This window comes from Sphaerochaeta pleomorpha str. Grapes, assembly GCF_000236685.1.
In the GTDB taxonomy this organism is placed as follows: domain Bacteria; phylum Spirochaetota; class Spirochaetia; order Sphaerochaetales; family Sphaerochaetaceae; genus Sphaerochaeta; species Sphaerochaeta pleomorpha.
On record NC_016633.1, the window covers coordinates 252,030 to 268,827 of the forward strand.

At 46.9% G+C, this 16,798-nt stretch carries 14 protein-coding genes; 3 read left to right on the forward strand and 11 right to left on the reverse strand.

Translation table 11 applies throughout. The features are described from left to right. Positions 1–54: 54 nt before the first annotated feature. From SPIGRAPES_RS01155 to SPIGRAPES_RS01205, 10 genes are all read right to left on the reverse strand, one after another. Positions 55–903, reverse strand: coding sequence for a carbohydrate ABC transporter permease (locus SPIGRAPES_RS01155; protein WP_014268946.1), 849 nt, complete (start codon positions 901–903; stop codon positions 55–57). Further along, the gene (locus tag SPIGRAPES_RS01160) at positions 903–1,871 is read right to left on the reverse strand and encodes a carbohydrate ABC transporter permease (protein WP_014268947.1); all 969 of its coding nucleotides are present in this window, start codon (positions 1,869–1,871) and stop codon (positions 903–905) included. The genes SPIGRAPES_RS01155 and SPIGRAPES_RS01160 overlap by 1 nt, the downstream gene beginning before the upstream one ends. A gap of 202 nt (positions 1,872–2,073) precedes the next feature. Next, positions 2,074–3,423 carry an ABC transporter substrate-binding protein gene (locus SPIGRAPES_RS01165; RefSeq protein WP_014268948.1) on the reverse strand — a complete coding sequence of 450 codons (1,350 nt, stop codon included), beginning with the start codon at positions 3,421–3,423 and terminating at the stop codon, positions 2,074–2,076. A 182-nt stretch (positions 3,424–3,605) separates the two neighbouring features. Next, positions 3,606–4,265: a response regulator transcription factor gene (locus SPIGRAPES_RS01170; protein WP_014268949.1), complete on the reverse strand. Its 660-nt coding sequence runs from the start codon at positions 4,263–4,265 to the stop codon at positions 3,606–3,608. After that, positions 4,249–6,603, reverse strand: coding sequence for a substrate-binding domain-containing protein (locus SPIGRAPES_RS01175; RefSeq protein WP_014268950.1), 2,355 nt, complete (start codon positions 6,601–6,603; stop codon positions 4,249–4,251). The genes SPIGRAPES_RS01170 and SPIGRAPES_RS01175 overlap by 17 nt, the downstream gene beginning before the upstream one ends. Positions 6,604–6,904: 301 nt before the next feature. Next, entirely contained in the window at positions 6,905–7,543 is a 639-nt protein-coding gene (locus SPIGRAPES_RS01180) for a hypothetical protein (RefSeq protein WP_014268951.1), read from the reverse strand. A 233-nt stretch (positions 7,544–7,776) separates the two neighbouring features. Beyond that, the gene (locus SPIGRAPES_RS01185) at positions 7,777–8,268 is read right to left on the reverse strand and encodes an HD domain-containing protein (RefSeq protein ID WP_014268952.1); all 492 of its coding nucleotides are present in this window, start codon (positions 8,266–8,268) and stop codon (positions 7,777–7,779) included. Then, positions 8,262–8,786 (reverse strand): nitroreductase family protein, encoded by a 525-nt coding sequence (locus tag SPIGRAPES_RS01190; protein ID WP_014268953.1) that lies wholly within the window; start codon positions 8,784–8,786, stop codon positions 8,262–8,264. Before SPIGRAPES_RS01190 ends, SPIGRAPES_RS01185 begins: the two co-directional genes overlap by 7 nt. A 446-nt stretch (positions 8,787–9,232) precedes the next feature. Beyond that, on the reverse strand, positions 9,233–10,249 hold the full coding sequence (locus SPIGRAPES_RS01200; RefSeq protein ID WP_014268954.1) for an alpha/beta fold hydrolase: 1,017 nt from the start codon (positions 10,247–10,249) through the stop codon (positions 9,233–9,235). A 16-nt stretch (positions 10,250–10,265) separates the two neighbouring features. Continuing rightward, on the reverse strand, positions 10,266–10,784 hold the full coding sequence (locus SPIGRAPES_RS01205; RefSeq protein WP_014268955.1) for a helix-turn-helix domain-containing protein: 519 nt from the start codon (positions 10,782–10,784) through the stop codon (positions 10,266–10,268). A 159-nt stretch (positions 10,785–10,943) separates the two neighbouring features. Between SPIGRAPES_RS01205 and SPIGRAPES_RS01210 the strand changes: the two genes are divergently transcribed. Genes SPIGRAPES_RS01210 through SPIGRAPES_RS01220 form a run of 3 tightly spaced genes read left to right on the forward strand, consistent with a single transcriptional unit; the run spans position 10,944 to position 15,851 of the window. Then, positions 10,944–11,735 (forward strand): DUF72 domain-containing protein, encoded by a 792-nt coding sequence (locus SPIGRAPES_RS01210; protein ID WP_014268956.1) that lies wholly within the window; start codon positions 10,944–10,946, stop codon positions 11,733–11,735. Next, positions 11,732–12,907, forward strand: coding sequence for a DNA polymerase Y family protein (locus tag SPIGRAPES_RS01215; RefSeq protein ID WP_014268957.1), 1,176 nt, complete (start codon positions 11,732–11,734; stop codon positions 12,905–12,907). The genes SPIGRAPES_RS01210 and SPIGRAPES_RS01215 overlap by 4 nt, the downstream gene beginning before the upstream one ends. Next, the gene (locus SPIGRAPES_RS01220; RefSeq protein WP_014268958.1) at positions 12,900–15,851 is read left to right on the forward strand and encodes a DNA polymerase III subunit alpha; all 2,952 of its coding nucleotides are present in this window, start codon (positions 12,900–12,902) and stop codon (positions 15,849–15,851) included. Before SPIGRAPES_RS01215 ends, SPIGRAPES_RS01220 begins: the two co-directional genes overlap by 8 nt. A gap of 248 nt (positions 15,852–16,099) precedes the next feature. On the opposite strand, the gene SPIGRAPES_RS01225 is transcribed toward SPIGRAPES_RS01220, so the two are convergent. After that, complete coding sequence (locus tag SPIGRAPES_RS01225) at positions 16,100–16,708, reverse strand: GNAT family N-acetyltransferase (RefSeq protein WP_014268959.1); 609 nt, start codon at positions 16,706–16,708, stop codon at positions 16,100–16,102. Positions 16,709–16,798: the final 90 nt, after the last annotated feature.

A 16,798-nucleotide genomic window follows, 5' to 3' on the forward strand; every position in this document is an offset into this window, starting at 1 on the left:
TCTTTTATTCAGTATTCTTGTTACTTCTTTCTTTTGCGAATGCCTACCTGCAACCTATTCTTTGATGGCCCCAAGGGAAACTCCTGCAATAATGTATTTTGAAAGAAGGAAATAGACTACGAATAAGGGCAAAACCGTAAGGGTAAGCCCGAGATAGACCGAACCGTACTCTGTTTTATAGATGTCTCCCCTCAATAAGCTAACCATGATTGGCATCGTGTACTTGTCACTGTCCGTAAGCAAGATCAAGGGCAAAAACAGGTTGTTCCAGCTCAACACAAAAGTAAAAATCGCCTGGGTAGCCATTGCAGGTTTCATGATAGGTAAGATAATGGTATTGAACGTGGAGAGTTCTCCAGATCCATCGATTCTTGCCGAGTTGACAATATCAAGAGACAGGTTTGCCATCAGGTATTGTCTCATGAAAAAGACCATGGAAGGCGAGGCAATTGCCGGCAGAATGAGTGGCAAAAAGTTATTTGTCAATCCAATATGATACATGAACTGATAGAAACCAATACTTGAAACCTGGGCTGGGATCATAAGCACTGCCAGAATAAACGTAAAGAACGGTTGTCTCCATTTCCAGTTATAGGCAACCAAAGCATAGGCAGTCAAAGAAGAAAAGTATACCGCACAAAATGTTGCCCCGATAGAAATTGTCATCGAATTGATGAAACCTTTGGCAGCATTGAAGCTTTTTCCGGAAAGAATTAGGAAATTGCTTACTAAGAACTTTGAAGGAACCAAGCCAATGGAATTCTGCTGTATCTCAAAAGTACCCCTTGTGGCATTCATGAACATAACCCAGAAAGGGAAAACACTTAGCAGGGATAAAAAGATACATACAACATAGATTATTGATTTGGTCAGGTTTCGTGAACCTTTCATACTCTTATTCATTATTGTATCCCCCTCTCAATGGCTTCCAGTGTTCTGGCATAAGCTTTTTTCTGCTTTCTCATTTTTGCTGCATCTTTATCCCTGAGAAGGAAGAAAATGATGGAGGAAAGTACCACGATGATAAGGAACATGAGAAGGCTTGCCGCTGCTGCCCTGTTATACAGGTAACTTCCGCTGAACGCTTGATTGTAAATGAATACGCTTGTGGTAAGGGTTGCATTATCCGGTCCACCCAGCAAGAACAGCTTGGGGATATCGAACATCTGCAGACCACCGATCATGCTTGTTATCAACGTGTAGATCACAATTGTTTTCAGCCTTGGCAACGTAATACGGAAAAAAATCTGTGTTGCTGAAGCCCCATCGATTTCGGCTGCTTCAAACAAAGTGGGGTTGATCCCGAGCACCCCGGCTATCAAAACTATCATAGTATTGCCGTACCACATCCAAAACTGGATGAAAGCAACGACACCACGTGCTGTCCATTTTTGCAAATGGAAGTTTTTCGGTATCTCATTGATACCGAGTTTCATCAAAAAATCGTTGACCGGTCCCTTTGGGTAGCCAAAGAAACTGTAGAACAAGATGGCAATTGTAGCAGCGGTAATGATATTCGGCATATAGATCAAAACCTTGAAGAGCCCTTGTCCTTTCACCTTAATGCTGCGGTTGGTGAACCAGGCAGTGAGAAGCAACGCCAGGGAAATCTGGGGAATGAAATTCATGGTCCAGATAATCAAGGTGTTTGAGAGAGACTTAATGAACGTCGGATTTTTCAATAATGTCTGGAAGTTTTGAAAAGGGTTGTCCAGGATATGCACTGAGGCCTGTGTAAGTCCCCGTAGGTCGGTAAAGCCTATAACTGTAGTATAAACCAATGGATATAAAGAAAATATCAAAAATGTCAGTACGAACGGTATGGAAAAGATATATCCATATTTTGCGTAGTTAATGCTTTTGTGCCTCATGGGCGTTCACCTCCAAAAATATGCGAAAAGATAGCCTTGTTGTTGTATCCTTTTGTCTGTCCACCCTTTCCTGTTTCAATCCGGGAGGCATTTTCAGAAACTTTTTTTCCATATGACATGAACGTCATTTGCTCGTTAAGAGAAGTTATGACAGCATGGAATATCGGAACCGGGGGATTGGCCCCGGTTCCTGGTAAAAACCTTACTTTGAAGCAATGTCGAGGTTATCCAAGACCTGCTGTTTGAATTCAGCGATTGCCTGGGACCTTGTCTTGTTTCCCGCAGTGTACTCGCGAACCTGGTCTCTCCAATACATATTGATGGTTTCATCATACTGGTTCTTATTCTTACCGGTAGCAAATGCCCCAGCAGGAACAAATACATCAAACATATTCTGGCCACCAAGGAAGGGCAGTTTCCCGTCGGACATTTTCATGACTGTCCCTGAAGCAACGGTATCTTTTGTGCCACCAGGTCCATTGAGTGTACCGTTTGCCCAGAAATACTGCAGACCGGTCTTGGAGCTATCAAGGGTAATCCATTCAATAATGTCACCCACTGCATCCTTGATCTTGCTGTCTTTGTTGGCAAGGACCCACGTACCACCCCAGAAGAACCCTACAGGAGGTTCACATACAGCCCAGTCGCCATAGGTGCCTTCTCCAGGAGCTGACCCACCTGAGTTACCTGCCATGACATAGTTGATAAGCCATGCTGGTCCGAAGAAACCGAATATCTTTTGTGGGTTGGCATCTTTCATGTCGCCGAACCAAGCATCAGTCCAGTCTCTGGTATCATTATGATATCCGTTTTTCATGAGCATCATGGACTGGTCAAGGAAGGCTTCTCTGGCAGGGTCGATATACAACTTGCCGTCAACAATCCAACCTTTTTCGGAACTGCCTTCGATTGCATGCCAGATGTCGCCATCACCGGAAACAATGCCAAAGCCCTTTGCTTTCAAGTCAGCGGCAGCTTTGTAGAATTTGTCCCAGCCTGGACCTACTTTTGTTTTGATCACTGCAGGGTCATCGGTTCCCCAGACTTGCTTTGCAATGGAACGGCGATAAATGAACGCTCCACCGGTAGCCTGATAACCCAACCCGACCAATTGACCTTTACCGTTAGTCCCGATGTCTACCGTATACTGGGCGATATCGGCTTTTTTCAAGAGATTGTCAACGTCTATGCCCAGGTCCTTGTAAGGGGCTGCATACTGGGCAGCATCGCCTTGGGTATATTTAAGAACGAATGCACTCTCAGCACAGTAGATATCAGGTGCATTGGAACCACCACTCATTAAAGCCTGGTCCAATGCAGGTTGATAAGCCCCATCGGTAGTGGCGATAATCGTCGATTTGATTTCATAATCAAAATCAGGATGAAGAGCCTTATAATTTTCCAGCATCTTAGGTACTTCATCAGTGAAGCTCCATACATTGATTACCTTTGGCCCTGATGCTACTTGTTCGTTGGTACCAGCAGCGAACAGAGACATACTCATACTGCCAATCAACATAATACACATCAAGAAGCTCAAACTACGTTTCATATCGATTCCTCCTTATTGCATGTGCCCAGAGGGCAAATGAATGCTTTACGAATGACTCCCTTCCTTAGGCATAGGAAGCCCCTTCTTTCCTCACTTCTTGTCTAAATGCTACAATTGATGTTTGTCGGACGCCATTAGGCAAATGCCTAGACTTCACCTAGGACATTTGTCCTAGGTTTGGTTTACCTGTCTTTGCTTTGCATCCATTTGATAGCATACTTGCGGAGGGAGCCTGCATCTTTGATCGATAATTTATGACGGATATTATCACGGTAGACATTGATTGTTTTGCTCGAGAGGTTCAGGCCCTCGGCAATCTCGGAAACCCCAAAACCCTGCCCGATCATACGGAACACTTCGAGCTCCCTGACACTGAGTTGTATAATGGGGTCGGTTTCCGGTTTTTTCGTATCCTGTGAAACCAGGGAGTCCAGCAATCGCTCATGCATTGTCTGCGAAAGGTAAATTTTCCCATTGAGTATTGTTTCAATTGCTTGCATGAGTGTTTCCGCGGCTTCCTGCTTCATGACATAGCCCCGGGCCCCAGACTTCAACGCATTTGAGGCATATATGATTTCATCATACATGGAGACTACCAGCTGATACATCTCAGGATGCAAGCTATGTATTGTCTTGACCAACTCCAATCCATTTTCATGGTGCAGCGAGATGTCGACGAGCAGGATTTTCGGAGGATGGGCCTCTACGATTTCGAGCGCCTCGGCAATGGTATTGGCTTCACCGGTGACCGTATAGCGCTTGCAGGTTTCGATTACACTTACCAGCCCCTGGCGAAAAAGGGGGTGGTCATCGACTATCATAAATTCAATTTGTTGTCCCATTGCCTTGCCTCCCAAGATAAATGCAAACTGAAGTTCCCTTTTTCGAGGACTTAATAGCTAACTCTGCCTTTGCCATGTTTGCACGGCTACGCATGATCCGCAACCCAAGTCCCCCTTCACGGATATGCTCTGGCAAGCCAACCCCATCATCTACAACCGAAGCGACTTTGAAGGGTTTTCCGTTCCTGTCGGTTTTGTTTTCGAGGGTGATTTCGATATGTTTGGAATGGGAGTGCTTTATAGAGTTATTCAAAGCTTCTTGCAGGATATGGAAGATATGCAACGCTGCGTTTGCATCTTCGATTTCAAACTCGGGGTCGGCCTTAATCTGTACATCTACATGGCTAATTCTCAAAGTATCCCCAACCAGGGCATCGATACGTTGCAAAAAAGTATGGGGTTCCATTTCAAAAGGAAGCATACCCCTGGAGATTGTTTTTATCTTGGTGATAGACTCAGAAAGCAATAGGCTTATTTTGTCCAAGGTTTCCACTGTTTCATACTGGTGGTCGGTAGCTGTTTTCTTTACCGATGAAACCATGAGGGAAACACCGAGAAGATGCTGGCAAAGATCATCATGCAAATCCTGGCCGATACGTTCGATGGTTTTATTGGAAATTTCAAGTACTTCTTTTTCCAGTTCGTTTCTGCGCTTTATCTCGGTAGAGAGTTCCCTGTTGGTACGGATAAGGTCTTTCGTTCTCACATCAACCTGTTGGGCCAGTGTTTTCTCGTGAGACTTGATTTGTTCCAGAAGCAAAGTCCCCTTCAAATTACTGGAAATCTGTTCTTGCAGGATATCGTACAATGCAGGAATCTCTATGCCGATAGGGACGATCAAGTATCCAAGAGGTTCCATGTTATATACCAGGGGCATCAATATCCATTGTCCCTGGTGCAAGGTATGGCTGACTGAAGAGGGGAGCAGGTTCGTTCGTTTGAATTCCTGAGGCAGGGAGGAATCTGATTTGCCTTCTTGTTCAATGTCCATCAGAAGCTGCGCTTTCTTTTTATCCTTGTCGAAAACTACCAGGTACCCCCGGTCGATGCCAAACATTTTCAAACCTTTCTTGAGGTTTGAAAACATATCAGAGAGTTCGAAAGCCCCTGCAAGGATGGCACTGACACGGCGTAAGGTTTCGAAGGAAGATTCTGCAGAAACCCGTTTTGTAGCCTGATACCTTCCGATTTTTTCGGCAGTGAAAGCCTTCGCGGCCCCCATGAGGTTGGCAAGCGATCGTTTGTCCGGCACTACAGAGAGCCTGCATTGGTGTTCAATAAACGAAAGATACTCGTACCAGCGGGTTATGGAGCCGATTTCTGCCCAGGTCGTATCCATGGCATGGTTGAGCGTGTAAATCAGGCCATCATAATCACTGTTTTGTATCAATTCGATAAGTTTTTGTATTTCCTGTCTCTCTGTGAGGCTGGCGTACAGGGGCAGTTCCTGTAGGTCTGGGGTATAACGGAACCGGGGTTTACAACCACAGGACTCACGGATTATGGAGGTGCACTCCAAGGTTATATGCTCTTCGCTTCCCCCTTTCATCAAGCGATCGAGAATTGCAACGGATGTTGCACCCAGCGCATGCATAGGTTGCACAACGGTTGTAAGGGGAGGCAAGGTATACAGAGAAGATTCTATACCGTCGAATCCGATAAGCGCTACATCCTCAGGGACACGGATTCCTTTTTTTGTCAGTTCCTCCAGGGCCCCCTGGGCCATGCGGTCGTTGAGACATACCAGGGCATCGAAGCCAAGGCCTGTCTTGCAGAGCCTGTCAACAGCCTCTGCGCCCGAATCCTGGGTGAAAGTGCCACTGACGATCAAACGCTTGTCGATGGAAATATTCCGTTTTTTTAGCGTGGAGAGACAGGTATCCATCCTGCTGATTGCCTCGTCATGGCTCACCGGTCCGCCAATCAAGGCAAAATGGGTGTGTCCATGTTCGTCGATAAGGTGTTCGATTGCATTTGCGAGAGCCTTGGACCCATTGACATTGACATCACTCATACCTGGTATTCTCATGCCTATGGATACTCTTGGAAGGTCAGCCCAGGAAGCAAAGAAGGCTTTGAGATCGACAGAGGTAAGGAACGTCTCCAGTGAGGAGGCTATGATGATCAACCCATCGATATTACGTTTATTGGCAAGGTAATAGGCAAGGTTTGACGAAGCTTCGGATGCAATCGGGGAACCGAGGCGCGACCCTAAAAACGAGATGGAACCAAAGCCTTTTTCCTGTGCGCTCTGTTCTATGGCATGCCAGACTGTCGATTGGTAGGCGTCATCCAATGAAGCTGTAAATACGCCGATGCACTGTTTTTTTTTGGCCATGAGAAGAGCAACTCCTTGAAAAGTCTTACCTGTATCATATCCCATCCTCCATAGATTGCAAGGAATGAAAAAACACTTTGAGTAAGAGATGTACAGGGTATGAAGGATACTGGGAATGTCAGGACAAGATACAAATTATGAATTGTACATGGTATTAAAAACTGATTATATTTCAAATAAAGATTTTGCCCTCGTCTTTCTTTGAAGGAAGGCTAGGGCAAAATTGACTGTTCACTAAAGAATGTCGAAAAAGTTTTCCATTGGCATACCTGCTAGGTAGCGTTGTCCAGGGAACTCAGGGTTATAAGGAAAGAGCCACTCTGAGTTTACCAAGAACGGTATAGCCTGAAACAGCTACGTCAGAATCAATAGAGAAGTCTCCGCTGGTTACTTCTGCCTGACTACTTAGGGGAGTTGCGACGCTTACGCCTCCAAAGAGTGCGAGGGAATCGGATACATGGAACAAGAAATCAGCATTGGCGATGAAGCTGAATGTGCTATATCTAACAACAACAGCCAGTGAGTTATCGCTGTCAGCTCCTCTGGTAATCGACTCATACAAGACTCCCGCCCCCAGTTGCATGGAAAGTAGTTTGGAAAAATCTGCACTATATTGACAGGAAAGAGAGCCTCTCCAAGTCAAGGGATAATCAGAAACATCTTCTTGCGTAGAGCCATGTGTGGCATTGACCAATTTGCCGGCACCAATTTGATATCCCAGTCCAATGGGTGACTTATCGCTTGGGAAGAGAGTACCTGAGACAGCTACGCCCATAAGGGTAGCCGTACTATCTTGGTCAAAATCTATTCCCACTACAGTATAGGTCGTTGTTTCTTCACTATGTGTAGCGAAGCCTTCAACCCCAAACCAACTTTTGGAGGCAAAAATAGAGAATGTGCAAAAACAGAGAACAAGTGCGAGTAAAAGTGTTTTTTTCATAATTTTCCTGATTTGAAAAGAAATGGGTTGTGTAGGAAGACAATTGCAAATATTAAGTAACTAAAAATAGTATACATCATATAAGTAAAATATGTATCTGTTTCCAAAAAATAATGGATATATTTTATTTTATAGTAAGTAAATAGAGAATAGGTGCATGTTTTGCAGAAAATAGAGGCCCTTGCAAGTCCTTCCAGGGCATAATTTTGGTAAATTCTTATATTAGTTCAAATTCAGCGTGAAATGGTGTGCGTTTTGGGATGGGAAAGATATTCATAGCTTGCGGCTATCTTGTCACTGAAACAAACGACAAAGCTTTCACTGTGCCTGGGAAGTGCGTGCGTTTTTGGAAACATGTGCTTTACGATGATATCTGCCTCAAGGTCGTTTACTGAAAAGTTTTTTCTGGCATTTGCCAATGCGATGAGAGGATGTTCCTTTCCCTGTATATTCCTTTGTAGGTTGCTTGCCTTTCCTCCTCTCCAGTCATACAGGAAGAAATCATGCACTAAGCCACCTCTTGCAGTCGCCCTGTAGTCGAGTCCGAGGATTTTGGCAATGGAATAGGAAATATAGGCAACACAGACGACATGGTCATAGGTATGATTGCTATGGTGGAAATAGTTTTTGAGTTTGAGAAACTCTTTATTGAAAAGGATGTCATTGACAAGCGATACTGGTCCAAAAGCCCAACTATTGCTAGCTGGAGAAGATACTGTTACCAAGTCTCGTAATGAACGATTTCCTGCAGGGTTTTCCGGTTCCTCGGCATTGGGTTTTCATCAGGGTACCCTACGGTAAGGATTCCCACGACATAGGTGTACGAGGGAAGGTCCAATACAGAGCGTATTTCCTTTTGGGTAAACCAGGCAACCCAGCACGTACCCAACCCTCTGGCTGTTGCCTCCAACACGATATGTTCTGCGGCAATAGAAGTATCCCTGATACCTCGTTTGAGATCTATATCGGGCGAATCTTCGTCAAGATAGCATTCCTGGTCTGCATCGATTTCTGCAATACAGACAATGAAAAGCGGGGCATTGAGCATCCATTTCTGGTCATGGGAGACTTTTGCAACTTTTTCTCGCATTTCCTTGTTCGTAATTACCAGAAAATGCCAGGGTTGGGAATTGCTTCCCGAGGGGGCAAGCTGTGCACTTTCCAGCAAATGGGCTAGGGTTTTCTCATCGATTTCCTGGCCTGTGTATTTTCGGATACTCCTTCTGTCTTGGATTACTTTCATTGTCGCTTCCCCTTCTTTATCTCTGTGCGTATGTACAGGATACTAAGGTAGGTAGCGATTGGCAAGGCTTTGTTTTGGAAATGGTCTATTGCAAGGCATATCAGATTCCAATGGCGTAAAAACATTGCTGCTTTGGCTTAACATCTTTTCCAATTGCAAAAAAACAGGTTTTTCTTTTCGCAAACTAATCTGGCCGTATTGTGTTATTGCCGGTTTATCCAAGGCCTTATCCTTTTTTCCCGTATCCGGCCGGACGATTGCGAGACCGAAGTGGAGCTGTTCAGGCAGTATGCAAAAAGCTACTGATATACTTTTTTTGATTCATGCAAAAGGCCTGGCAGACAAAAAAATAGCCAAATGGAAGGGTAGACTGCCATTTGGCTAAAAGTATCTGGCAAACCATCGGTGCCAGAAGGAATAGGCTTACAAGGCTGCAAGGTTTTTACCTAGTATTTCGCGATAGCTTTTTCCGATAGGAATTCATCTGTTATCTCTGAGATGCGTTCGATATTAGTAAGATAAATAAAATGGGAACCATCCAGGATTTCATATTGTGCCTGCTTTCCGATACGAGATAGGTGTTGCTCCTGATATTCTTGGGGCGACATCGGCAGTTGTTTGTTTGGTGTCTCATAGGTCTTTTTTGAGATGATCTTGAAGTAGGGGATGGATGGGGGGAATGGAAGGTCTTTTGTTTGCCCGACGAATTCTGCAGATTCGCTTATTTGCTGCAAAAACGTATCGTTGATGGTAAAACCGGCGAACGTGACCATGTCTTTGATTTCTTTCTCGGTATACCCGTAGGAGAGCAGTTTCTTTGTATTGGTAGTCAAGACAGCAAGAATCGAAGTGGTACCTACTGCCTGCTGGAAACTGGCAATTGGAAGGACTGCCTTTACGATGGCCGGCATCTTTGCATAAAAGGCGGTGGATGTTCCGTCGAGACTGATTATTGCTTTCACTTCCTGCGGATATTTTGCGGCATAGTATTCACTGTAGACACTGGAAATCGAATGGGGCATGAGCACATAGGGGGCCTTGAACCCTGCTTCACTGAGGGACTTGCGAATCTCTTGAACATACTGGGCAGTGGTTCTCGGTATTGCCGTTGTGCTACTGAAGCCTACACCGAAGTATTCGACGATGACTACGGTATACTTTTCGCTGAGCTTTCGCATCAAGGGTGCAAAATCGGCAGAGGGTAGGCCGACTCCCATGCCAGGGAGCAATACGATGGTCTGGTCCCCGCTGCCCATTGAAGTCAGATGCATATATCCGTCATATACGGGAACAAGTTGCCCATAGGGCTTGATTTGATCCTTTTTGCTTGTAAAGAACGTTGCATGGAGAAGTGTCCCGATGAGCAGGAAAATGACTGTAATGAGCACAAGTATACCGAATATCTGCATGATTCTCTTCCCCTTCTTGCGTTTTGGTTGTTTTGCCGTGTGTCCGGTTTCCATGATTTGTTTCCCCTTGTTATTTTTCGGTTTCCTCTACAGGAGAGGAGATGAGGGAAATATCCCTGGCCTTCCTTCCTGGCCCTGCTTTGAAACTATAGTTGACCAGAAGCTTTTGCATTTCCGAAAGGAACTGGTCAAACTCATTGTCGTTTAGCATCAGTACGGTGTTATTCAAGAAAATCCTGTCCTTGCCTGGGTTTGGCTGCCCACCGGAGAAATAGGTATGGAATCTGCCATATTTTTCCAACAGGAAGGCGAGGGCGTTCTGCGAGGCATTTTCAAGGGTGTTGAGTTTCTGTATCTTCGCAAGGTTCAGCGAAAGGGTCCTCTCGATGCTTCCCCTGATTTTCCTTTCGGAAACAATGGTTACGATGTTGTAATCGATAAGCAGGTTGATATGACGATACAATGTTGTCCGGGGAACATCAGAGATTACCTGGGAAAGTTGCGTCGTGGTGATGGTTTTCTGCATGGCAATTTCCTGCACAATCCTCATACGGACAGGATGTAGCATGACTTCGTTGATGTTCTTCATTGATTTTGGCTCCTATTGATTCCAAAAATGATATTAATACCAAAATTGGAAATGGTCAAGCATAGGTATTGTTTTTTTATAGTGATCCTGCATTGGAGAAGGGGAGCAATAGAGCCCCTTTCCCTTGACTACTTAACATGCATATAGTAAAACATAGACATGGCAACCATATTGATCGGAACATCAGGATATAGCTACACAGAATGGGTCGGTCCCGTTTATCCAACAGGGACCAAGGCCAGTGAATACCTAGGCCTGTATGCCTCTCTGTTCGAGACAGTTGAATTGAATTTCAGCTATTACCGCATGCCAGAGGCCGCACAGTTGCAGAGTATGCACGAGCAGGCCCCCTCCTTGGTTTTTTCCATCAAGGCCCATGAAACGCTTACCCATAGCATAGATCCCGCTTCATGGAAAAGTGAGGCGACGTTGTTCCGTTCTGCCTTGGAGCCGCTTCTTTCTTCAGATTCCCTCAAAGCCGTGCTGCTCCAATTTCCCTATTCCTTTCATTACGAACCTGATCAGCGAAGGTATCTCGATGCGCTCATCCGGTTTTTGCAGGGGCTTCCCCTGGCGGTTGAATTCCGTAACGCCCAGTGGTACAACAACCGTACCCTCGATGCCTTGCGAGCCTTGCAGGTAGCGTTTGTTTCCCTCGACCTTCCCCAGGTCAAGGGAAATCCTCCTATTATGGATGTTGCTACCGCCCCTCTGGCCTATCTGCGGCTACACGGGAGAAACGGGGAGACCTGGTGGGGTTCCGATGCAGCTTCGCGGTACGACTATCTCTATAGCGAACGGGAACTGGCTTCCCTTGCCCAGCGGATAAGGGCTCTTGCGACAGGTACTTCTACCGTAGTGGTCTATTTCAATAATCATCGCAAAGGCCAGGCTGTTATAAACGCCCAGAGGCTGAGAATCCTTTTGGGTTCGGGGGAAAAACCCGTATGAGTAGTACCCATGCGACCATAATCCATATCAATGTCACTGATTTTGCCGCCGCAGTGGCAATTGCAAAGCAGCCATCCCTTAGTGATACAGCCTTTGCCATTGCTAGGGAGGGGTCTGCCAGGCGTGTCATCATTACCCCTTCCCCAAGGGCATTCAAAGAAGGTATCCGCAGTGGGATGCCTGTTGCCATTGCCCAGCGGATGTTGCCTTCTTTGCAATTGATCCCTCCCGATGCTGCTTCCAACGCAAAGGCAGATGCAGCGATCAATGAGATTGCCCTCAGGTATTCCCCCACCATCCAATGTGACAGCGGGGGTCATTTATATCTGGATGTGGAGGGGACCACCCGGTTATTCGGGCCCTCTGTCGACTGTGCGGTACGCATCCGCAATGAGGTGCATGAAAGGTTGTGCCTTGAACCTGCGGTTGCCGTGGCGGCCAACAAGCTGGTGGCAAAGATTGGGACGAGGGCAATTCGTCCCAGTGGTATTTTGCAGATCAGGGACGGGGATGAGGCTGATTTCCTTTTTAGGCAGGATATTTCCCTGCTTCCCGGGGTGGGGCCTTCTATCAGGAAATTGCTGCTTGTGGCAGGAATCCGGGAAATAGGGCAGATAGCTTCCCTTGATGATATGCAGGCCATTGCTTTCTTGGGCAAACGTGGTCTCGCTTTGCGTGATGCCTCACGGGGGGTGGATTTCTCCCCCCTCGATTCCAAGGCTTTGGGGCAGCGCAAGATTTTTCGCAGGGTCGATTTCACGGAGCCTGTCTGTGAGCTTGACGCCTTCCGTGCAGCGGTTATCACGGCCTGTGAAGATGCTGGGCTGGAAATGCGTATCCAGCGATGGGGCTGTTCGGCAGTGCAAATCTCCCTGGCCTGGAGTGACGGATTTTCCACTGAGGCAATGCAAAGGACGAAAGGACAATGGGTGCTTGACCAAGAACTTATCCCTGCCAGCTGGAAGGCCGCCAATCAGGCTATGAACCGTAGGGTACGTATCGTAGCGTTTACCCTTTCGCTTAGGGACCTTTCACCGGCTTTGAGGGAACCCGATTTGTTTGAACCGGAAGGCCCGACAAAAGAAGAGAGGCTGCAGTCTGCTGTCGATGAGACCCGCTCCCGGTTTGGCCCTGCCATACTCACCCATGCGGCGGCGGTGTTCCATGTCTAGCCGACTTGGTATCCGTTCCTCCTATTCCCTGCTCTGGGGAACGGCCCCGATACAAAAATTGTTTGAGACGTTACAGAGCCAAGGTTGCAAATCTGTAGCCATAACAGACCGGGATAACCTCTATGGCTTCCCTGCGTGCAGGGAAGCGGCAAAAGAGGCTGGTATCAGGTTGATCTGTGGCTGTGAACTCCTCTGTAGCCAGGGTTCGGTGTTTGCCTTTGTCCAGGATAGCGTTGGTTTTTCCCGTCTGTGTGAGCTTTTGACCGAGCGTAACAAGGATAGGTCGTTCGATTACCTTCCTTCTTTGGCCAAGGATTCAGCGGGCCTTGTCCTTGCTTCCTTTTCTTCTGACATCCTTACGTTCCTCAAAGGTACTGTTGTGAATCTCTATGCCGCGATTTCTCCCCGTTGCTTATCTTCCATTCCCACTGCCCGATCACTGCACCTCCCCTTGATTGCCCTCGATGATGCTACCTTCCTACAAGAAGAGGACAGGCTGATACATTCGGTATTGCGTGCCATTGCCACAGGTAAGACTGTCGGGACGCTTGCTGCAGAGGACCAGGAGGGAAAGGGTGGGGTGCTGTTGGATGAAAAAGCCTATAGAAAGGCCTTTTCGTCATGGCCTGAAGCGGTATCTGGTACTGAAAAAGTTGCCTCTTTGTGCACTGTGGACCCTTTTTCAGGGGAACTGATTTTTCCAGACTATCCGACTCCAGGTTCCACGGCCCAGGCTGAGTTGAGAAAAAGGGTGTTGAGGGGAGCGGAACAGCGCTACGGTGAACTATCCGATGGAATCCTGGACCGCATCGAGTACGAGCTGGATATTATCAATCGGAAGGGCTTTGCCTCGTATTTTTTGGTAATGCATGACATTGTGGCGATGAGTAGCAGAACCTGTGGGCGTGGTTCGGCGGCAGCTTCCATTGTTTCCTACTCGCTTTATATCACCAATGTGGATCCCATTGCCTACAAGCTCTATTTTGAGCGTTTTTTATCCATGGCCCGGATCGATCCCCCGGATATCGATGTTGATTTCGCCTGGGATGAACGCGATGGGGTTTTCCAACAGGTATTCAAGCGCTTTGGCTTTGATCATTGTGCAAGGGTTGCCAACCATAATAGTTTCAGGCTCCGTTCGGCAGTGAGGGAAACCGCCCGTTCCTATGGGATTCCCGACTCACAGATTACCCAGATGGAACACCGGTTGTTCCTTACCGGGCTGAAGGATGTCTCCGATCCGCTGTGGCATACCATCTGTTCGATTTCCAGACAGATGGTAGGGCTCCCCAAGGAATTGTCCATGCACTGCGGGGGGTTGGTCATAACGCCAAAAAAGGTATCCTGCTATGCCCCCATAGGGCTTTCCAGTGTGGGGTATCCCTTGCTCTCCTGGGAAAAGGAAGGTGCCGAGGCAGCGGGTTTCGTTAAGATCGATTTATTGGGCAATCGATCACTTGCCGTTATCCGCGATGCCTTGGCCAATCTGCAAGAAGAGGGGATTACCATCGATGAAACTACGTGGCATCCTACAATGGATAGGGCAACCGTTGCAGCTCTGGCGCGAGGCGATTCTTTAGGGGTGTTCTATATCGAATCCCCGGCGATGAGGCAATTGCAGAAGAAAACCGGTAAGGGTGACTTCGACCATATTGTCATCCATTCCTCGATTATCAGACCGGCAGCAAACAAATATATCAATGAATATGTCGAGCGTTTAAAAGGTAAGCCCTGGAAGGCGCTGCATCCCCGACTTGCCTACATCCTGGATGAGACGTATGGGATTCTCTGTTACCAGGAGGATGTCTCCAAGACTGCCGTGGCGTTGGCAAGTTTCAATGAAACCGATGCCGATGCCCTACGTAAGGTCATTGCAAAAAAGGCAGGGGGAGCCAAGCTGGCACGCTATGAACGCCAATTCTTCGAGGGGTGCAAAGCCAATGGTATCGAGGAACAGACGGTAAAGGAAGTCTGGGCCATGATGCTTTCCTTCGATGGCTATTCGTTTTGCAAACCCCATTCTGCTTCCTATGCAATGGTCTCCTTCCAGTCTGCCTATCTTCGGGTGCATCATCCTTCTGCCTTTATGGCTGCGGTCTTGTCCAACCAGGGAGGATATTACCGTCCCCATGCCTATATCAGCGAAGCTAGAAGGATGGGCCTTTCCCTTGTTGGACCCGATATCAACCAAAGCAGGGTTGCCTATTTTGCGAGGGAAAAAACACTCATAATCGGGCTTATGGCCATCGCTAACCTAAGCAGGACTGCAATGCAGGCCATCATTGATGAGCGGGATAGAGGCGGCAGGTTCTCTTCTCTCGAAGAAGTCTCCCCTAGGTTGTCCCTTAGCCGTGATGATTTCGTTGCCCTTGCAGCAGCAGGTGCCTTCGATTCCCTCGCCCCCTCTTTGCCTCGAAGCGAACAGCTGAAACAGTTGCTGATAACCAGTCGTAAAAGCGAGCCTTTCGGACAAGGCGACCTGTTTGCAAAAAAAAGAATGCCCATAGTCTCCAAGACGAAACAGATGCAGGGTAGGATTACACGGACAGAGGACGAGCTGCATCGGGAGTATGAGGCTTTGGGATTCCTCACTTCCTATCACCCTCTGGTGCTCTGGTCGAAGTTTTTGGCACCGGTCAAGCGCATATTGGCCTGTGACCTGAGCCAGCATGTGAACTACCATGTCAATCTGATAGGTTGGCAGGTTACCCAAAAGGAAGTCATGACCAAAGATGGGAAAAGTATGGGGTTTGTCTCTTTCGAGGATGAGACTGCCCTGTATGAAGCAGTCCTTTTTCCCGATATGTTTACCCGCTATTATCCGTTGCTCTGTACCCAATGGCCTTTAGAGGTGTTTGGTCTGGTACAGGAAGACCATGGGGCATTGTGTGTGCAGGTCATCTCGCTCAAACAGGTCGGGCGTAGCAAGGAAGTGAAAACATAAGGGGCTTTTGTTGCTTAAAGCTACTGTTTTGCCAGTATGTAAATAATTACTGGCAAGAAGGAAAAAAGCAAACACCGGCAGGAGTGGCTCAAATCAAGTCCTGCAGTGGCGGGTGGGTGTTTTCAAAACGGGTGTGTAGGTAAGCAGCAACTTGCAAAAGCCTTTCTGGCGAGAGGCTCTAACTGTCCTGGATTTTCAATCGTTTTTCCAAAAGATCTGTGATATCCTATTCCGCCTTGTCTGGAGACTCATTGCCTCCATGATGGTGCCTTTTGCAGGTAATCGAGCATTGTTTTCTCTATCGTCTGTTTTTCTATCTCAGTGATAGAAATAAACGGTTTGGGTTCAATACTATATGGCCCGATTTTTTTCTCATACCACATAACATCATGCCACTTTCCGCATTTATAGCCTGTTTTGTGATACACTCCTACCTTTTCGAAGCCAAAGGAAGTGTGGAGATGTTCGCTGCCTTCATTGGGAATCGTAACACCACCATACACGTTCTTGATATTCTGTAATTTCACGAGCTCGATTAGGGTGCCATACAGCTCTTTGCCAATGCCCTGGTGCAAATATAAGGGATGCACATATACCGATAATTCAGCATTCCATTGATAGGCCATTCGTTCCCTATACCTATGGGCATAGGCATAGCCAGTAATCTTATTGTCTGAGAGGTATACAAGGTAGGGGTAGTCAGTAGAAATTTCCTTGATACGATGCTTGAAAGCAGAAAGGGAAGGAATTTCGTATTCGAAGGTTATGGCAGTCTCTTTGATATAGGGTGCATAAATGGCAAGGATTTCCTGCGCATCGGAATCTCTTACCAGTCTGATAGTATTGTTATCTGACATGTTTACCTCCAGGATTTGCACATAGTATAGCAAAGCAAATCCTTTTCAGGGGAGCAATATGTACATTTCAAGGAGAGAAGGATACCTATG

What these genes read in the sequence shown, in the direction of transcription:
- SPIGRAPES_RS01155 (WP_014268946.1), bottom strand. Translation starts at nt 903, where the DNA reads ATGAATAAGAGTATGAAAGGTTCACGAAACCTGACCAAATCAATAATC.
- SPIGRAPES_RS01160 (WP_014268947.1), bottom strand. Translation starts at nt 1,871, where the DNA reads ATGAGGCACAAAAGCATTAACTACGCAAAATATGGATATATCTTTTCC.
- SPIGRAPES_RS01165 (WP_014268948.1), bottom strand. Translation starts at nt 3,423, where the DNA reads ATGAAACGTAGTTTGAGCTTCTTGATGTGTATTATGTTGATTGGCAGT.
- SPIGRAPES_RS01170 (WP_014268949.1), bottom strand. Translation starts at nt 4,265, where the DNA reads ATGGGACAACAAATTGAATTTATGATAGTCGATGACCACCCCCTTTTT.
- SPIGRAPES_RS01175 (WP_014268950.1), bottom strand. Translation starts at nt 6,603, where the DNA reads ATGGCCAAAAAAAAACAGTGCATCGGCGTATTTACAGCTTCATTGGAT.
- SPIGRAPES_RS01180 (WP_014268951.1), bottom strand. Translation starts at nt 7,543, where the DNA reads ATGAAAAAAACACTTTTACTCGCACTTGTTCTCTGTTTTTGCACATTC.
- SPIGRAPES_RS01190 (WP_014268953.1), bottom strand. Translation starts at nt 8,786, where the DNA reads ATGAAAGTAATCCAAGACAGAAGGAGTATCCGAAAATACACAGGCCAG.
- SPIGRAPES_RS01200 (WP_014268954.1), bottom strand. Translation starts at nt 10,249, where the DNA reads ATGGAAACCGGACACACGGCAAAACAACCAAAACGCAAGAAGGGGAAG.
- SPIGRAPES_RS01205 (WP_014268955.1), bottom strand. Translation starts at nt 10,784, where the DNA reads ATGAAGAACATCAACGAAGTCATGCTACATCCTGTCCGTATGAGGATT.
- SPIGRAPES_RS01210 (WP_014268956.1), top strand. Translation starts at nt 10,944, where the DNA reads ATGGCAACCATATTGATCGGAACATCAGGATATAGCTACACAGAATGG.
- SPIGRAPES_RS01215 (WP_014268957.1), top strand. Translation starts at nt 11,732, where the DNA reads ATGAGTAGTACCCATGCGACCATAATCCATATCAATGTCACTGATTTT.
- SPIGRAPES_RS01220 (WP_014268958.1), top strand. Translation starts at nt 12,900, where the DNA reads ATGTCTAGCCGACTTGGTATCCGTTCCTCCTATTCCCTGCTCTGGGGA.
- SPIGRAPES_RS01225 (WP_014268959.1), bottom strand. Translation starts at nt 16,708, where the DNA reads ATGTCAGATAACAATACTATCAGACTGGTAAGAGATTCCGATGCGCAG.